Origin of the sequence: Rhodobium orientis (assembly GCF_003258835.1) — a bacterium.
GTDB classification, from domain to species: Bacteria; Pseudomonadota; Alphaproteobacteria; order Rhizobiales; family Rhodobiaceae; genus Rhodobium; species Rhodobium orientis.
This window is the reverse complement of the sequence record NZ_NPEV01000053.1, coordinates 14,673-29,230: the sequence shown is the minus strand read 5'-3', so window position 1 is coordinate 29,230 and position 14,558 is coordinate 14,673. Positions and strand designations below refer to the sequence as shown.

15 protein-coding genes are annotated in these 14,558 nt (G+C 66.9%); 11 read left to right on the top strand and 4 right to left on the bottom strand.

All coding sequences use genetic code 11. The annotated features are described in order from the left end of the window. A partial coding sequence (locus CH339_RS19355) for an AAA family ATPase (protein WP_245408176.1) occupies positions 1 to 701 on the top strand: 701 nt, incomplete at its 5' end. On the opposite strand, the gene CH339_RS19350 is transcribed toward CH339_RS19355, so the two are convergent. Continuing rightward, a complete protein-coding gene (locus CH339_RS19350; RefSeq protein ID WP_111436019.1) occupies positions 698 to 1,939 on the bottom strand; it encodes a glycosyltransferase family 61 protein in 1,242 nt (413 codons plus the stop codon). The two genes, CH339_RS19355 and CH339_RS19350, sit on opposite strands and share 4 nt — an antisense overlap. Before the next feature lie 182 nt (positions 1,940 to 2,121). Between CH339_RS19350 and CH339_RS19345 the strand changes: the two genes are divergently transcribed. Both CH339_RS19345 and metA read left to right on the top strand, forming a co-directional pair. Then, the gene (locus tag CH339_RS19345) at positions 2,122 to 2,988 is read left to right on the top strand and encodes an ATPase (protein ID WP_111436029.1); all 867 of its coding nucleotides are present in this window, start codon (positions 2,122 to 2,124) and stop codon (positions 2,986 to 2,988) included. A gap of 113 nt (positions 2,989 to 3,101) precedes the next feature. After that, positions 3,102 to 4,022, top strand: a complete 921-nt coding sequence (metA, locus tag CH339_RS19340) for a homoserine O-acetyltransferase MetA (RefSeq protein WP_111436018.1) — start codon at positions 3,102 to 3,104, stop codon at positions 4,020 to 4,022. Here the strand turns inward: metA and CH339_RS19335 are convergent. Further along, entirely contained in the window at positions 4,013 to 4,894 is an 882-nt protein-coding gene (locus tag CH339_RS19335) for a sulfotransferase family 2 domain-containing protein (RefSeq protein WP_146610249.1), read from the bottom strand. The genes metA and CH339_RS19335 overlap by 10 nt on opposite strands. 92 nt (positions 4,895 to 4,986) lie before the next feature. Further along, positions 4,987 to 6,282, bottom strand: coding sequence for an NAD(P)/FAD-dependent oxidoreductase (locus tag CH339_RS19330; protein WP_170138587.1), 1,296 nt, complete (start codon positions 6,280 to 6,282; stop codon positions 4,987 to 4,989). Positions 6,283 to 6,609: 327 nt separating this feature from the next. Here CH339_RS19330 and CH339_RS19325 point away from each other — a divergent pair, with 327 nt between their 5' ends. From CH339_RS19325 to CH339_RS19310, 4 genes are all read left to right on the top strand, one after another. After that, a complete protein-coding gene (locus tag CH339_RS19325; RefSeq protein ID WP_111436015.1) occupies positions 6,610 to 6,933 on the top strand; it encodes a heavy metal-binding domain-containing protein in 324 nt (107 codons plus the stop codon). Between the two features lie 142 nt (positions 6,934 to 7,075). Next, entirely contained in the window at positions 7,076 to 7,612 is a 537-nt protein-coding gene (locus CH339_RS19320) for a SixA phosphatase family protein (RefSeq protein ID WP_111436028.1), read from the top strand. A gap of 88 nt (positions 7,613 to 7,700) precedes the next feature. Beyond that, the gene (locus tag CH339_RS19315; RefSeq protein ID WP_111436027.1) at positions 7,701 to 9,266 is read left to right on the top strand and encodes a YcjX family GTP-binding protein; all 1,566 of its coding nucleotides are present in this window, start codon (positions 7,701 to 7,703) and stop codon (positions 9,264 to 9,266) included. Beyond that, on the top strand, positions 9,263 to 10,312 hold the full coding sequence (locus CH339_RS19310) for a YcjF family protein (protein WP_111436014.1): 1,050 nt from the start codon (positions 9,263 to 9,265) through the stop codon (positions 10,310 to 10,312). The genes CH339_RS19315 and CH339_RS19310 overlap by 4 nt, the downstream gene beginning before the upstream one ends. On the opposite strand, the gene CH339_RS19305 is transcribed toward CH339_RS19310, so the two are convergent. After that, on the bottom strand, positions 10,277 to 10,828 hold the full coding sequence (locus CH339_RS19305) for a hypothetical protein (RefSeq protein WP_210207382.1): 552 nt from the start codon (positions 10,826 to 10,828) through the stop codon (positions 10,277 to 10,279). The genes CH339_RS19310 and CH339_RS19305 overlap by 36 nt on opposite strands. 113 nt (positions 10,829 to 10,941) lie before the next feature. On the opposite strand from CH339_RS19305, the gene CH339_RS19300 reads away from it, so the two are divergent. From CH339_RS19300 to CH339_RS19290, 4 genes are all read left to right on the top strand, one after another. Beyond that, positions 10,942 to 11,433 (top strand): GNAT family N-acetyltransferase, encoded by a 492-nt coding sequence (locus tag CH339_RS19300; protein ID WP_111436012.1) that lies wholly within the window; start codon positions 10,942 to 10,944, stop codon positions 11,431 to 11,433. Positions 11,434 to 11,464: 31 nt separating this feature from the next. Next, positions 11,465 to 12,640 (top strand): vWA domain-containing protein, encoded by a 1,176-nt coding sequence (locus CH339_RS19295; protein ID WP_111436011.1) that lies wholly within the window; start codon positions 11,465 to 11,467, stop codon positions 12,638 to 12,640. 15 nt (positions 12,641 to 12,655) lie between these two features. Continuing rightward, on the top strand, positions 12,656 to 12,826 hold the full coding sequence (locus CH339_RS24800; RefSeq protein ID WP_170138585.1) for a hypothetical protein: 171 nt from the start codon (positions 12,656 to 12,658) through the stop codon (positions 12,824 to 12,826). A gap of 226 nt (positions 12,827 to 13,052) precedes the next feature. Beyond that, positions 13,053 to 14,366, top strand: a complete 1,314-nt coding sequence (locus CH339_RS19290) for a GNAT family N-acetyltransferase (RefSeq protein WP_146610248.1) — start codon at positions 13,053 to 13,055, stop codon at positions 14,364 to 14,366. The last annotated feature ends 192 nt before the right edge of the window (positions 14,367 to 14,558 follow it).

Below are 14,558 nucleotides of genomic sequence, written 5' to 3'. Positions count from 1 at the left end.
CGATCGAGGCCCCGCTGATCGAGTGGCATATCAAGTCGACGACCAAGGCGATGCAGGGGCTCTACGAGTACGACGCCGTGACGCGCCTGCGCGACAGCCAGCTCGGCGACGGCCGGGTCAAGGACATCGCCAACTACATCAAGCGCGGCAAGCTCTGGGAGGCCTTCCAGGCCGACGAGCGCCCGGTGCTGCTGATCGACGAGATCGACAAGGCCGACATCGAGTTCCCCAACGATTTGTTGCAGGAGCTCGACCGCATGGAGTTCTTCGTCTACGAGACCGGCGAGACGGTGACGGCGCGCCAGCGCCCGGTGGTGATCATCACCTCGAACAACGAAAAGGAGCTGCCGGACGCGTTCCTGCGCCGCTGCTTCTTCCACTACATCAAGTTTCCCGACGCCGAGACGATGACGGAGATTGTCGAGGTGCACTTCCCAGGCCTGAAGAAGCAGCTCCTCTCCGAGGCGCTCTCCATCTTCTACGACGTGCGCGACGTGCCGGGCGTGAAGAAGAAGCCGTCGACGTCGGAACTGCTCGACTGGATCAAGCTCCTGGTCAACGAGGACATCGACGCGGCGACCCTGCGCCAGCGCGATCCGACCAAGACCATCCCGCCGCTGCACGGCGCGCTGCTGAAGAACGAGCAGGACGTCATGCTGTTCGAGCGCCTCGCCTTCATGGCACGGCGCGAGGGGCGCTAGAAAAGCTCTTTCACGGACCGGGCGACGACCCCCGGCAGCGCGGCCCAGAGGCGGCCATTGAAGGGTCGCCTCGAAAGCGCGCCAAGGAGCGGTGACAGCCGCTTCAATCCCCGGACCGGGCTCCTGCGGCTCGATGCCAGTTGCAGTGCGCATTCGGCCTGGAATTCGGCCGTCAGCGCCTTTTGCTCCACCGACGGCCGGGTATCCGGCGAAATCACCCCTTCCGACCGCAACATGTCGCCGACACCGTCGATGTCGACCAGGAACGGCTCGTGCCGCCCGAGGGTGCCCAACCGCGGCGCGAACTCGCCGACGATGTAACGCGCGTCATTGCCGAGCAGTTGGTCGATCAGGAAGAAGCTCCGGCCGACATGGTCGTCGCGGGCAATGTGGGTCGCCTCCACCCCGCCCGGCGAGAACACCAGCCCGTGCATGGCGGACCCGTTGAAGCCCGCGACCTTCCGCGCCCGGGCGAACAGGGCGACCTGCTCGGCAAGCCCAAGCTCTTGCGGATGGATGATGTCGTAGCCTTCGGCCGCGAACATCTCCTCCACCGCTTCCTCGCCGATGATCCGCCCGGCATCGAGCCGGCTGCGCGACAGATACAGCTTTTCCGGGCCCGACCCCGGCGCGACCTTCAGCGCGGCCGCCCGCGCGCGCTCGAACGGCAGCAGGAATTCCGGCGCGATATGGGCATTGAAACGGTGCGATGCCTCCGGCACGACGACGCTGGCATAGCGCGTCCAGCGCTCGGCGATCGTCACCCGGTCGGCAATGCCGATCAACTCGAACAGCGCGCGGATATAGGAGACATCGAGGATGCCCGGGCTGATCGACTGGAACACCAGCGGCCCGCCAAAACCTTCCCGGAGCGCCCACCACAGCCGCGACGTCACCTCCACCAGCACATGGCCGAAATGGCGCTGGATGTAGCCGCAATAGACCACCTCGCGGTCGTCCGTGACGATATCCGCATCGCGGACCGTTGCCGCGTCATAGGGATAGGTGGTGACGTGCCTTGTCGCCTTCTTCAGGACGGAGAGGTCGACCTGGGTGCCGTCGGGCCGATAGACGCCGCCCAGCACCGCATCCCTGTTGCCGGGCCCGCCGCGGCCGCCGGTCGCCGGCGGCACGATGCCGCCCGCGATACGCTCCACGCCAAGCGGGCGGTCGAGCGGCAGGGTCTCCGGCCCGGCATTCTTGCGGCCGTTGCCGCTGACGATGACGACCTCGCCCATATCCCTCTCAACTGCTCCGAAAGCGGCCGCGCCGGGTGGCTTCACGCGGCACCGGCGGTTCCAGTATCAGGCGCCGGGTCCCCAGCCAAGCCTTGCGGCAACGGGCGCGCGGCTCCTACGGTTTCAAATGCGCGATTCGTGATCTAGGGTCACGCAGACCGCCCTTGCCGGAGCCCACCCGCATGCGTTTTTCCTCCGCCGACGAATTCCGCGCCCTGCCCCGCAAGGCCGTCACCGTCCTCGGCATGTCCGGCGTCGGCAAGACCACGGTCGCCATGCGGGTCCGGCGCGACGGCTGGTTCCACTACTCCGTCGACTACCGCATCGGCACCCGCTACATGGGCGAGCACATCGTCGACAACGTCAAGCGCGAGGCGATGAAGGTTCCGTTCCTGCGCAACCTCCTGATGACGGATTCGATCTACATCTCCTCCAACATCTCCTTCGACAATCTCTCACCGCTCTCCACCTATCTCGGCAAGCCGGGCAACCCGGAAAAGGGCGGCATCTCCTTCCAGGAATACCGCCACCGCCAGGCCCAGCACCGCGACGCGGAGATCTGCGCGCTGCGCGACGTCGCCGACTTCATCGAAAAGTCGCGCGAGATCTACGGCTACGACCATTTCATCTGCGATTCCGGCGGCAGCATCTGCGAGATCGTCGACCCCGAGGACGACGACGACCCGGTGCTCTCCGTCATCGGCGACAAGACCGTGCTGCTTTATATCGAGGGCCCACCGGACCATGCGGCGGAACTGATAAAGCGGTTCCGCGCCGACCCCAAGCCGATCTACTACCAGGACGAATTCCTGGTCCGGAACTGGGATGCCTACAAGGCCGAGACGGGCGTTGCCTCCGACGATGCGGTCGACCCGGACGCCTTCGCCGTCTGGGGTTTCGAGCGCCTGATCGCCCATCGCCTGCCGATCTACAAGGCGATCGCCGACCGCCACGGCTACACGGTGACCGCCGCCGAGATCGAACAGGTGAAGTCCGCCGACGATTTCGTCGACCTCATCGGCCGGGCCATAGAGCGCAGCCCGGCCTGAGCGGCAAAACACCCTCCAGACTTGCGAGAACCGGGTCGAGGCCTTAAGTCACCCAGACTTGGCGCCGGAGAAACGCGCGCCGCACCGACCGAAACTCCCGGAAAGCCGTCGCGATGCCGATCAAGATCCCTACCGACCTGCCCGCCCGCACCACGCTGGAGCAGGAAGGCGTGATGGTGATGACGGCCGACGACGCGGCCCGCCAGGACATCCGGCCGCTGCAGATCGCGCTCCTCAACCTGATGCCGAACAAGATCCGCACCGAGACGCAGATCGCCCGCCTCGTCGGCGCAACGCCCCTGCAGGTCGAGCTGTCGCTGGTCAAGGTCGCCTCGCACACGCCGAAGAACACGGCGGCCGCCCACATGCTCGCCTTCTACGAGGACTGGGAGGCGATCCGGGACCGCAAGTTCGACGGCCTCATCGTCACCGGCGCGCCGATCGAGCTGCTCGACTTCCCGGACGTCACCTACTGGGAGGAACTGGGCGCGATCTTCGACTGGACCGAGACCAACGTGCACTCGACCTTCGCCATCTGCTGGGGCGCCCAGGCGATGCTGCACCATTTCCACGGCGTGCCGAAATACGCACTGCCGAAAAAGGCCTTCGGCGTCTTCCGCCACCGCAACCTCAATCCGGCCTCGCCGTTCCTGCGCGGCTTTTCCGACGACTTTTCTATCCCTGTCTCGCGCTGGACGGAGGTCCGCGCCAACGACATCCCCGAAGACAGCGGCCTTGAGATGCTGATGGAGTCCGACGAGACCGGTCCGTGCCTGATCCACGACCCGCGCCACGGCAATCTCTACATGTTCAACCACATCGAGTACGATTCCTCGTCGCTTGCCGAGGAATACTGGCGCGACGTGGAGGCGAACGTGGAGATCCACGTGCCGCACAACTATTTCCCGAAGGACAATCCGCACCTGACGCCGGAAAACCGCTGGCGCAGCCATGCCCACCTGTTGTTCGGCAACTGGATCAACGAGGTCTACCAGACCACCGCCTTCGACATCGACAAGATCCGTCAGAAGTAGGACCCGTAACGGTCGTAGTCGACGGCGTAGAGCCGGCGGATCGTGTCGCCGATCTCCGGGGTCAGGAACTTCTCCACTTCCGGCCAGGGTCCCTGCGCGGCAACGCGGCGGTCGAACCGCTCGTCGGTGACGTCGTCCTCATAGACCCCGACCTTGCGCTTGCGCGGCCCGCTCTCGCTGGAATGGAACCAGGCGAGATTGCCGAAGTCCGTGCGCTCCAGCCCGAGGTCGGCCTCGATGCCGTTGAGGCGGGAGAAGAGGTCGTCACGGGTCACGTTGATGACGTCGGTGGGCGGCACCAGCCGCTCGATCGGATGGGTCTGCACCCCGTGATGGGGGTTACTCATGATCGGCGACAGGTCTTTCAGGCCGATGGCGCTAAGATATTCCCGGAACGAATAGCCCGCGGTCTCGTCGACCGGCCGGCCGAGCACATGCGAAGCCCGCTTGTTGAAATAGCCGGTCCTCAGCGCATGGCGATAGGAGCTGACGGCCCGGTGTCCCGGATCGCGGATCACCCGGATGACGCGGTAGCCGGAAAAGTCGTCCACCATGCCGCGCCTGTGCAGGTCCGAGGGATAATAGACCTTGCGCCGGTAATGGTGCGGCCAGGCGTTGTAGGCCCGCGCCTCCTCGTATTTGCCGATCACCTTGAAGAACCAGATCGTTGCCGCCGTGCAGGCCGATTTCGGCGACCAGACGACCAGGATGCGGTGCTCCGGATCGATCAGCGGCTTGGGGCGCAGATCGAGCAGCCGCGCCCGGCCGACAAGCTGCGGCGCATGGCGGACGAGGAGGCGCGTCAGCGGGCCGGGGCGCTCGCGTTTCGGTACCGGGGTCTCTTCTTGCATGGTGTCGTGAGTCTGGGTCACGGGGATCGGTCCCTGTCGGTTGGCCCGGCAGGGTTAGACGAAAACGGCGCCGCCCTCAATCCATGCGATGCCCCCGAGCGGGCCGAACCGGCCTAGCGGGCCGCCCGTTCCTCGCGCCGATCGCGGAACTGCATGCCCCAGTAGAGGAGCTGCGTGCCCATGCGCCCCACCGGCCCGCCGGCAAAGCGCGGCCCGAACGGCTCGAACTGCCGCCAGCGGTCGTCGCCCGAGGTCAGTGCGGAGGCAACAAGGACGCCGCCCGTCGCGGTCTGGGCAACGCCGTGGCCGCCGAACGCGGTGACCGACCACAGCCCCTCCTCGAGCGGGCGGATGATCGGCATCTTGTGGACCGCATAGGCCATCAGGCCCGACCACGCGGTCTCCACTTCCAGATGGGAGAGCTGCGGATAGATGGCGGCGATATCGGCCTTCAGGAGCCCGGCAAGGTCGGTCGGCTCGGACCGGCGCGTGGTGATCCGACCGCCCCACAGCAGCCGGTCGCCCTCAACGACCCGGTAGTAGTCGCCGGCCCGGCGGGTATCGGCGATGCAGCCGGAAAAGCCGATGGAGTCCGTCACCGCCGAGCCGAGCGCATTGCTGGTCACCACATAGGTGGCGACCGGCACGATGGCCCGGTCGAGGGACGGCCAGAGGCCGGAGAGCGCCTGGTAGGCGCTGCCGGCAAGCACCACGGCTTCCGCCTCGATGGCGCCGCTCGCCGTCTCCACCCGCCAGCCGGTGCCGCTGCGTGTCAGGCCCGTGGCCGCGCTTTCCTCGAATATCCGCGCGCCCGCATCCCGTGCGCGCGCCGCCAGCAGCCTTGCATAGGCGAGCGGATCGATATGGAACGGGCCGGCGTCGTGCAGCGCCTGGAAATAGGTCTCGGTCTTCAGCGTTGCCCGGACCCGCTCGGTCTCCCAGAACTCGACATTGGCGCCATAGGTGCCGGCCATCAGGTCGCGCCGGCGCTTCATGCCCTCCGCATCGTCGTGGCGGATCACCTTCAGCCAGCCATGGCCGCCGATGATGTCCCCGGCACCGGCCGCCTCGATGGTCTCGCGGACGTAGGCGACGCCCATGCGCGACAGCTCGTAGAGCGCCCGCGTGCGATCCACCCCGAGCCGGGCCTCAAGCTCGGCGAGCCCGGCCGCATAGCCGGCCGAGACGAAGCCGCCATTGCGGCCGGAAGCGCCCCAGCCGACGCGTTCGGCCTCCAGCAGCACCACGTCGGTGCCGGCGCTCGCCAGTTCGCGCGCCGTCGTCAGGCCGGCAAGTCCGCCGCCGACGACGCAGACCGCCGCCTTTTCCGTGCCTCCAAGGCGCCGGAACAGCACCTCATGGGCGTTCCGCCGCGCATAGTAGCTGTCCACATGTCCGTTGAGTGCCATCGACGTCCGGGTCTCCGAAAGGGTTCTTGCGTCCGCTTCTTGCGTCCAAGGGGCATCGACGACCTTCGGCCAAGATCGCAGCAAGGATAAGGAAGATGAAACCTTCCCGGCGGCTCTGCGCGTCCCAAGTCGATGCCAGTTCCTATTAGACCCAAGGAAAAGCGTTGCGCAAGCAATCTTGCCGCAGTGCACAAAAAACGCCCCCTGCGACAAATCGAACGGGCCGCACGATGACAAGCCCGGCGCACTGCCTACATGGGAAGGACCGCACCGCCACATCCGCGCGGGGCGGCGGCACCGACGCCGAAGCGTCCGGAAGGAGCCCAGATGATCGTCACCACCACCGATGCCGTCCCCCACCGTGCGACCGCCGAAATCCTCGGCGTCGTCGCCGGCGAGGCCGTTCTCGGCGCCAACGTCTTTCGCGACATCTTCGCCGGCATCCGCGATTTCATCGGCGGGCGCGCCGGCGGCTACCAGAACGTCCTCAGGGACGGCCGGCATCTCGCGCTGAACGACATGACCGAAGAAGCGCGGGCGCTCGGCGCGGACGCTATCGTCGGCGTCGACATCGACTACGAGGCGGTCGGCCAGAACGGATCGATGCTGATGGTCTCCGTCAACGGCACCGCGGTCCGGCTCGCGCGCTGACCGGACGCTGCGGCGGCGGGTTGTCCACAACCTTTAACCCCTTGAGCCTGAAACGGGAAATTCGATACTGACAGCCGCCGGCAAGCTGCGGCTATAGTTGGTGCCGGAAGAGTCCACCGGAAACGTCCCCCGGAGTGTGCCGATGCCTCGCCTCCTGTTGCTGCGTCACGCGAAATCGTCCTGGCTGAACCCGTCGCTGGACGATTTCGACCGCCCGCTGAACGAGCGCGGTCGCGCCGCGGCACCGGTCATGGGCATGTACATGGCCCGGGAAGGCTTTAAGCCGGACCATGTGCTGTGCTCCTCCTCGCGCCGCACCCGCGAGACGCTGGCCTGCGTTTTGCCCCATTTCAAGGGCGAGGAGACGGTCGCCTTCCGCGACGACCTCTATGACAGCTCCGAGGATTCCTATCTGGAGATCATCCGCGAGCACGGCGGCAACGCCGGCAACCTCCTCGTCGTCGGCCACAATCCGGCGACCCGCGAAACCGCCCGCACGCTGATCGCGGCCGGCTCGAAGGATTTGCGCGCCCGCATCGACGAGAAGTACCCGACGGCGTCGCTGACAGTCATCGATTTCGACGTCCCGACCTGGGCCGACATTTTGCCCAGGAGCGGCCGGATCGCCGCCTTCATGCGCCCGCGCGACCTGCAGATGGAGGACGATCCGGGGCTTTGAGCGGCCGCCCGCCCTGCCCCGCGGGGCGGGCCCCGGTCTCCGCGTCGTTGCGATGCGCACCCTTTTACCGCGCGGCCCGAAGGCCTACATGGGACGCGGAGAAAAAGCCTTGAACCTGACGACACTCACCGACGACGCCTGGCTCGCGCTCAACAACGTCGCCGACTTCGCCACCGGACTGGTCACCCCGTCCGTGCGCCTCGGCGTCACCGGGCTGTCGCGCGCCGGCAAGACCGTGTTCATCACCGCCCTGGTCCACAATCTGATCAAGGGCGGGCGGATGCCGTTGTTCGAGCCGATGGCCACCGGCCGGCTCGCCCGCGCCTCCCTGCAACCGCAGCCGGACGACGCCGTGCCGCGCTTCGACTACGAGGCCCATGTCGCCGACATGGTCGACGAGCGCGTCTGGCCGAGTTCCACGCGGCAGATCAGCGAATTGCGGCTGACGGTCGCCTACGAATCCGCGTCCTATTTCTCGCGCACCCTCGGCAGCGGCAAGCTCCACATCGACATCGTCGACTATCCCGGCGAATGGCTGCTCGACCTGCCGCTGCTCACCAAGGACTACGCCACCTGGTCCCGCGAGGCGGTCGACCTGTCGCGGCTGCCGAACCGGGCCCGGCTCGCCGCGGACTGGCACCGGCGCCTTCAGGCCGCCGACCCGGCCGCTGAGGAAGACGAGGCGACGGCCCGCGGCCTGGCCGAGGCCTTCACCGGCTATCTCGCCGCCTGCCGCGCCGACGAGCACGCCCTGTCCATGCTGCCGCCGGGCCGCTTCCTGATGCCGGGTGACCTCGGCGGCTCGCCCGCCCTCACCTTCTCGCCGCTGATCCTGGAGGACAACCGGGTGGTCCCGCGGACGTCACTGCGGGCGATGATGGAGCGCCGCTTCGAGGCCTACAAGACCCACGTCGTGCGCCCCTTCTTCCGCGACCACTTCGCCCGGCTCGACCGCCAGATCGTGCTCGTCGACGCGCTCTCCGCACTCAATGCCGGCCCCCACGCCATGCGCGATCTGGAGAACGCGCTCGCCGACATCCTCGCCTGCTTCCGGCCCGGGCGCACGAGCTGGCTCGCCTCGATCCTGACCCGGCGCATCGACCGCATCCTGTTTGCCGCGACCAAGGCCGACCACCTCCACCACACCGACCACGACCGGCTGCAACGGGTGCTGAAGCGGCTGGTCAAGCGGGCCATCAAGAAGGCCGAATTCGCCGGCGCCGACATCGACATCCTGGCGCTCGCCGCGGTTCGCGCAACGCGTGAAGGCACGGTCAAGCGCGGTGGCAACGCCCTGCCGACGATCATCGGCACACCGATGACGGGAGAGATCGTCGACGGCGAGCGGTTCGACGGCGAGACGGAAATCGCCATGTTTCCCGGGGACTTGCCCAAAGACCCTGAATCACTTTTTGCAGACCTTGAATCTGAATCGGAACTTGAGGAATGCATCGCGCAAGTTGAATCGGAATCGAAGCTTCAATCCCTTCAACCTGAATCGAAACTTGAACTTTCCCGCACCGGCACCGATGTACGCTACGTCCGCTTCCGGCCGCCGAAACTGGAACGCTCGCCCGACGGCCTCAGCCTGACGCTGCCCCATATCCGCCTCGACCGGGCGCTGCAGTTCCTCATCGGAGACAAGCTGGCATGACCGATCCCAGCCGCAGGCCGAAGGCGTTCCGGCTCGACGAGGCCGACGTCGTCCTCAGCGAGGCGCCGGCCGAGAGCGCCGCCGAGCATGCCGATCTCGCCGTCGTCGTCGCCGAGGAGGCCGAGCGCGACAGCCCCTATCGCCCGAAGCTGCCGAAGCGCCGCTGGCGCTGGAGCACGATCCTCGTCTCCGCCCTCGGCGGCCTCATCTCACTTGCCGTCGGCGTCGCCATCGACCGGCTGATCTCCGACCTCTTCGCCCGTGCCGACTGGCTCGGCTGGCTCGCCGTCGCGCTGGCCTCCCTTGTCGTCGTCGCCGCGCTCGCCATGGCGCTGCGCGAGCTCTTCGGCCTGTGGCGGCTCGCCCGCATCGACCGCCTTCGGAGCGAAGCCGAAGCCGCCGCCAGGGACGACGACCGGCCCGGCGCGGAGGCCGTGCTGAAGGCCGTCGTCGCGCTCTACAAGAGCCGCGCCGACACCGCCCGCGGCCGCGCCGCCATTGCCGCCCATGAGGGCGAGATCATCGACGGACGCGACCTCATCGTCCTTGCCGAGCGCGACTTGATGCGTCCGCTCGACCGCGAGGCGACGCGGATGATCACCAATTCGGCCAAGCGCGTCTCGGTCGTCACCGCGATCAGCCCGCGCGCCCTCATCGACGTCCTGTTCGTGTTCGCCGAGAGCCTCAGGCTCATCCGCCGCGTCTCCACGCTCTATGGCGGGCGGCCGGGCGGCCTCGGCTTCTTCCGTCTCACCCGACACGTCATCGGCCACCTGGCGGTCACCGGCACCATCGCCATCGGCGATTCCATGATCCACGAACTGGTCGGCCAGGGCCTTGCCGCGCGCATCTCCGCCCGCCTCGGCGAGGGCGTCGTCAACGGGCTTCTCACCGCCCGCATCGGCATCGCCGCCGTCGACGTCTGCCGGCCGATCCCGTTCATCGGCGAGACCCGCCCGAAGATCGGCAACGTCTTCAACGAGCTTGTGAAGGCCCAGAAGAAGGCGGCCTCACCCGAAGGCGGCGTAGAAGCCGAAAAGCGCTGAATCGTAGAAGAAGCTCGACCGCAACGTCAGCCCGTCGGCCATTGTCAGCGCCAGGGTCACCTCCACGTCCCGGCCCGCCGCGGAAAGCCTGACGATCCGCGCCTTGCGGATATCGGCAAGGCCATAGGCCTTGGAGACCGAGCAGATCGACAGGAACTCGCAGGTGAACTGGCCGACCGCATCATAGCCGTTCGGCCGCTCGTCGGCCGACAGCAGAAGCCCCATCTGCTCACGAAAATAGGGATAGGTGACGAGCTTGAGGAAGCCGCCGAGATCCTGCATCTCCAGCGCCCGGCCCATGCGCGCAAGGCTGACGGCAAGGTTTTCCGACACCGCGACGTCGCCGGCATCGAACCCGTCGTCGAGATAGGGTCCGACCACCGACGGCACGGTGCCGTCGGCCCGCGGCGCGAATGTCGGATAGAACAGCGAGAAAACCACAACCAGGATACCGGTAATGGCGGTTCTTGGCACCATTGCGAATGGTAATTGCCCACCGGCCCGAATATGTGTCATGTCGATTCCCCCACGGAGTCTTCTGGTCCGATTTTCGAGTTGAACAGCGCCAGGGCGACGGATCAAGGGCGCTGCGCCCGCGCCGGATCCGTCCCGCCGCAACGGAGTGAGCGATGGTTCAGGATGTGGTCGTTCGTCCCGCACGCACCGCGGATCTTGCCGCCTGCCGGGAGATGGCGGACGAGAACTGGCGCCGCTCGGTCGGCGACAAGGTGGCCGCGGAAAAGCTCGATGCGATCGTCGCCGGCCGCCACTCCGACGAGACCCTGAGCCGCCAGCTCGCCGAGCCAGGCACCCTGTTTCTCGTCGGCGACTGCCATGACGAGATCGTCGCCCAGGCGTTTTTGAAGCAGGTGGGAGACAGGTTTTTCATCGACCGTCTGCACGTGACGCTGCATCGGCAGGGCCTCGGCATCGGCGCCAAGATGATGGGCGCGCTGATCGAACACACCGCTGGAACGCCCCTCGTCGCCGAGGTGATGGCCGACAATGGCGGCGCCCGGTCGTTCTTTGCTCAATTCGGCTTCGTGCCGACCGACCGCAAGGCGTCCCTGACAGACGAGACCGGCCTTGCCGCTCTGGTCATGGAACGGCCGCCGCGTTAAGACATGGGCGCGACCGAGGGAACGCGCGCCGATGTTCGTCAACTTCTTCCAGGAACTGAAATCCGCCGGCCTGCCGGTTTCCTTGCGCGAATATCTGACGCTGATGGAGGCGCTGTCCGTCGACCTCGCCGAAAAGCGGGTGGAGGATTTCTACTATCTCTCCCGCGCCACGCTGGTGAAGGACGAAAAGAACCTCGACAAATTCGACCGCGTCTTCGGCACCGTGTTCAAGGGCCTCGACCTGATGTCCGACGCCGTTGAGGCGGAGATCCCGGAAGAATGGCTGAGAAAGCTCGCCGAGAAGTACCTCACCGAAGAGGAGAAAGCCCAGATCGAGGCGCTCGGCGGCTGGGACAAGCTGATGGAGACGCTGAAGGAGCGGATGAAGGAGCAGAAGGGCCGCCACCAGGGCGGCTCGAAATGGATCGGCACCGCCGGCACCTCTCCCTTCGGCGCCTATGGCTACAATCCGGAAGGCATCCGCATCGGCCAGGACGAGAGCCGCCACCGGCGCGCCGTCAAGGTCTGGGACAAGCGCGAGTTCAAGGACCTCGACGACAGCGTCGAACTCGGCACCCGCAACATCAAGGTGGCGCTGAAGCGCCTGCGCCGTTTCGCGCGCACCGGCGCCCACGACGAACTGGACCTCGACGGCACCATCAAATCGACCGCGCACCACGGCTATCTCGACATCCAGATGCGCCCGGAGCGCCGCAACGCCGTCAAGGTGCTCTTGTTCTTCGACGTCGGCGGCTCCATGGACCCCTTCATCCGGCTGTGCGAGGAGCTGTTCTCCGCCGCGCGGATGGAGTTCAAGACTATGGAGTATTTCTACTTCCACAACTGCCTCTACGAGCGCGTCTGGCAGAACAATCGCCGCCGCCACGCCGAGACCGTCCCGACCTTCGACGTGCTGCACAAGTTCCCCTCCGACTACAAGGTGATCTTCGTCGGCGACGCGTCCATGAGCCCCTACGAGATCGCCTATCCGGGCGGATCGGTGGAGCACTGGAACGAGGAGCCGGGCACCGTCTGGCTGCAGCGCCTGTTGTCGGTTTATCCGCGCACCGTCTGGCTGAACCCGGTGCCGGAAAAGCACTGGGGCTACACCCATTCCATCCAGATGATCCGCGAGATCGTCGAGGACCGCATGTTCCCGCTGACGCTGGAAGGCCTCGACGGCGCCATGCGCGAACTCGTCCGCTGACGGAGACCGCTTCCCGTGACCAAGCTCATCATGGTGTTCTTTGCCGCCGTCGCCGCGATCCAGTTGATTCGGCCGCTCGGCTGGCCGGGGCTGGAACATCGCCGCGATGCCTGGAAACTGGCGCTCCTCGCCCTTGTCGTCGTCGGCATCTTCGTTCTCGGGACGGCGGCATTGCAGGCCTCGTGAGGCTATTTCTGGGCAACATGCAATGCGATTGATTATCGGAGCCTGCACGAAGACTTCACCGTTATCAGATTTAACTTTCCGTGCGGCGCTCGATTAACCCTAACGGAAGATGAATCGGGTGTCGGTATTCAATTATCCGACCGGAAGCTGTATTTCATTTGCTGAGAAACCGTCTTCGACCCACGCCGCGGATCCGCACCGGATCCGGGAAACCGACGAGGTGTCCGTGTCCCGTCCCTTCGACCTGGCCTATGCCGCAGCCACCGCCCGCACCGCTCAGATGCCGGAATTCCGTCCGGCCGAGGCGCCGGCGGCGCGTGCGCTCGCCCCGGCCAATGCCGGCGCGTGCCGGCGGGACTGCGAGACCTGTGCCCCGTCGCGCAACGGGCTCCACCGGGTCTGCGTCGCCGACAGTCTGGACGGGCTCGATGCGCTGAAGGAAGCCTGGGAGACGTTGGAACGCGAGGCGGCAGCCCCCCTGACGCCGTTCCAGTCCTTCGCCTTCTGCCGGGCTATGGCCGAGACCATGCTCAAGGCCCATCCGGACTACCGCCTCCACGTCATCTGCGTGCGCCGGGCCGCCGACGATGCGCCGCTCCTGATCCTGCCGATGGAGATCGAGACCCATGCCGGGGTCCGCGTCGCCCGCTGGCTCGCCGGCCCCGCCGTCCAGTATGGCGACGTCATCGCCGCCGGCCTGCCGGACGACGACGCCCTCAAGGCCGCGATCGACAGCGCCGGCATCGGCGGCCGCGCCGACGTCTTCGATTTCCGCAACATCCGGCAAGATGCGGCGATTGCCCCGTTCCTTGCCCGCACCGGCCATGCCACCGGCGTTACCTCCGAGGCGCCCTTCGTCGACCTGACGCGCGGCACGGAGCTCGACGCGGTCCTTGCCCCGCAGCCGGCCAAGCGCAAGAAGGACCGGCGGCGCAAGTGGCGCCGCATCGCCGAGCGCGGCGACACCCGGTTCGAGGTGGTCGGCCCCGGCCCCCGCGCCGCCGCCCTGATGCGCCAGGCGCTCGCCTTCAAGCTCGACTGGCTGGAGGCGAACGGCCTCGTCAGCCGCGCGCTGTCGCGGAAATGGGTGCGCGACGGCCTCGTCGCCGTCGCCGCCACGGCCCCCGCAACGCGCCTCTCCGTCCTCAGCGTCGATGACGACGTCGCCGCCATCGAGGTCGGTTTCGTCGAAGGCCGCCGCTACCACGCCTTCATGGGCGCCATCAACGCCGCCCATGGCGAGGTCAGCCCCGGCGAGTTGCAGACCGAGGAGACGCTCTCCTGGTGCCTCGACGGCGGCATGGAGCGCTATGACTTCCTGCCGCCGGTGCAGCGCTACAAGCTCGGCTGGGCCGCGCAGACCGAAACCGTTGCCAACTATGCGCTGTCGCGCTCCTGGCGCGGCTGGCTCTATGCCCGGCTCTATCTCGGCTTCGCCGAGCCGCGCATGAAGGAGGCCTTCCATCGCCTGCCGGCGCCCGCGCGCCAGCTGCTCGCCCGGCTCTTCGGCCAGGCCGCGACGGAAAGCGCCGCTCGATAGGACGGAACGCCGCAGCCCGGCGTAGCCGAGCCTTCCCCCAAGAAAAAATTTTCGGCGAATACTTCATCGCCACAAATAGAACGAGATTATGGGCGAAACAGGAAGGGCGCGGGATTGCCGCGTGCCCGGCCTTGTGCGGCATCGGGCCGAAGGTGTCAGTGGTTCTGCCGGACAGTCTGCCGGACGGTCTGT

Bases quoted from the DNA above. Each gene is read 5' to 3' on its own strand.
- CH339_RS19350 (WP_111436019.1), bottom strand. From the start codon at position 1,939: ATGGGCGAGGTCGTCATCGTCAGCGGCAACGGCCGCAAGAATGCCGGG.
- CH339_RS19345 (WP_111436029.1), top strand. From the start codon at position 2,122: ATGCGTTTTTCCTCCGCCGACGAATTCCGCGCCCTGCCCCGCAAGGCC.
- metA (WP_111436018.1), top strand. From the start codon at position 3,102: ATGCCGATCAAGATCCCTACCGACCTGCCCGCCCGCACCACGCTGGAG.
- CH339_RS19330 (WP_170138587.1), bottom strand. From the start codon at position 6,282: ATGGCACTCAACGGACATGTGGACAGCTACTATGCGCGGCGGAACGCC.
- CH339_RS19325 (WP_111436015.1), top strand. From the start codon at position 6,610: ATGATCGTCACCACCACCGATGCCGTCCCCCACCGTGCGACCGCCGAA.
- CH339_RS19320 (WP_111436028.1), top strand. From the start codon at position 7,076: ATGCCTCGCCTCCTGTTGCTGCGTCACGCGAAATCGTCCTGGCTGAAC.
- CH339_RS19315 (WP_111436027.1), top strand. From the start codon at position 7,701: ATGGGACGCGGAGAAAAAGCCTTGAACCTGACGACACTCACCGACGAC.
- CH339_RS19310 (WP_111436014.1), top strand. From the start codon at position 9,263: ATGACCGATCCCAGCCGCAGGCCGAAGGCGTTCCGGCTCGACGAGGCC.
- CH339_RS19305 (WP_210207382.1), bottom strand. From the start codon at position 10,828: ATGACACATATTCGGGCCGGTGGGCAATTACCATTCGCAATGGTGCCA.
- CH339_RS19300 (WP_111436012.1), top strand. From the start codon at position 10,942: ATGGTTCAGGATGTGGTCGTTCGTCCCGCACGCACCGCGGATCTTGCC.
- CH339_RS19295 (WP_111436011.1), top strand. From the start codon at position 11,465: ATGTTCGTCAACTTCTTCCAGGAACTGAAATCCGCCGGCCTGCCGGTT.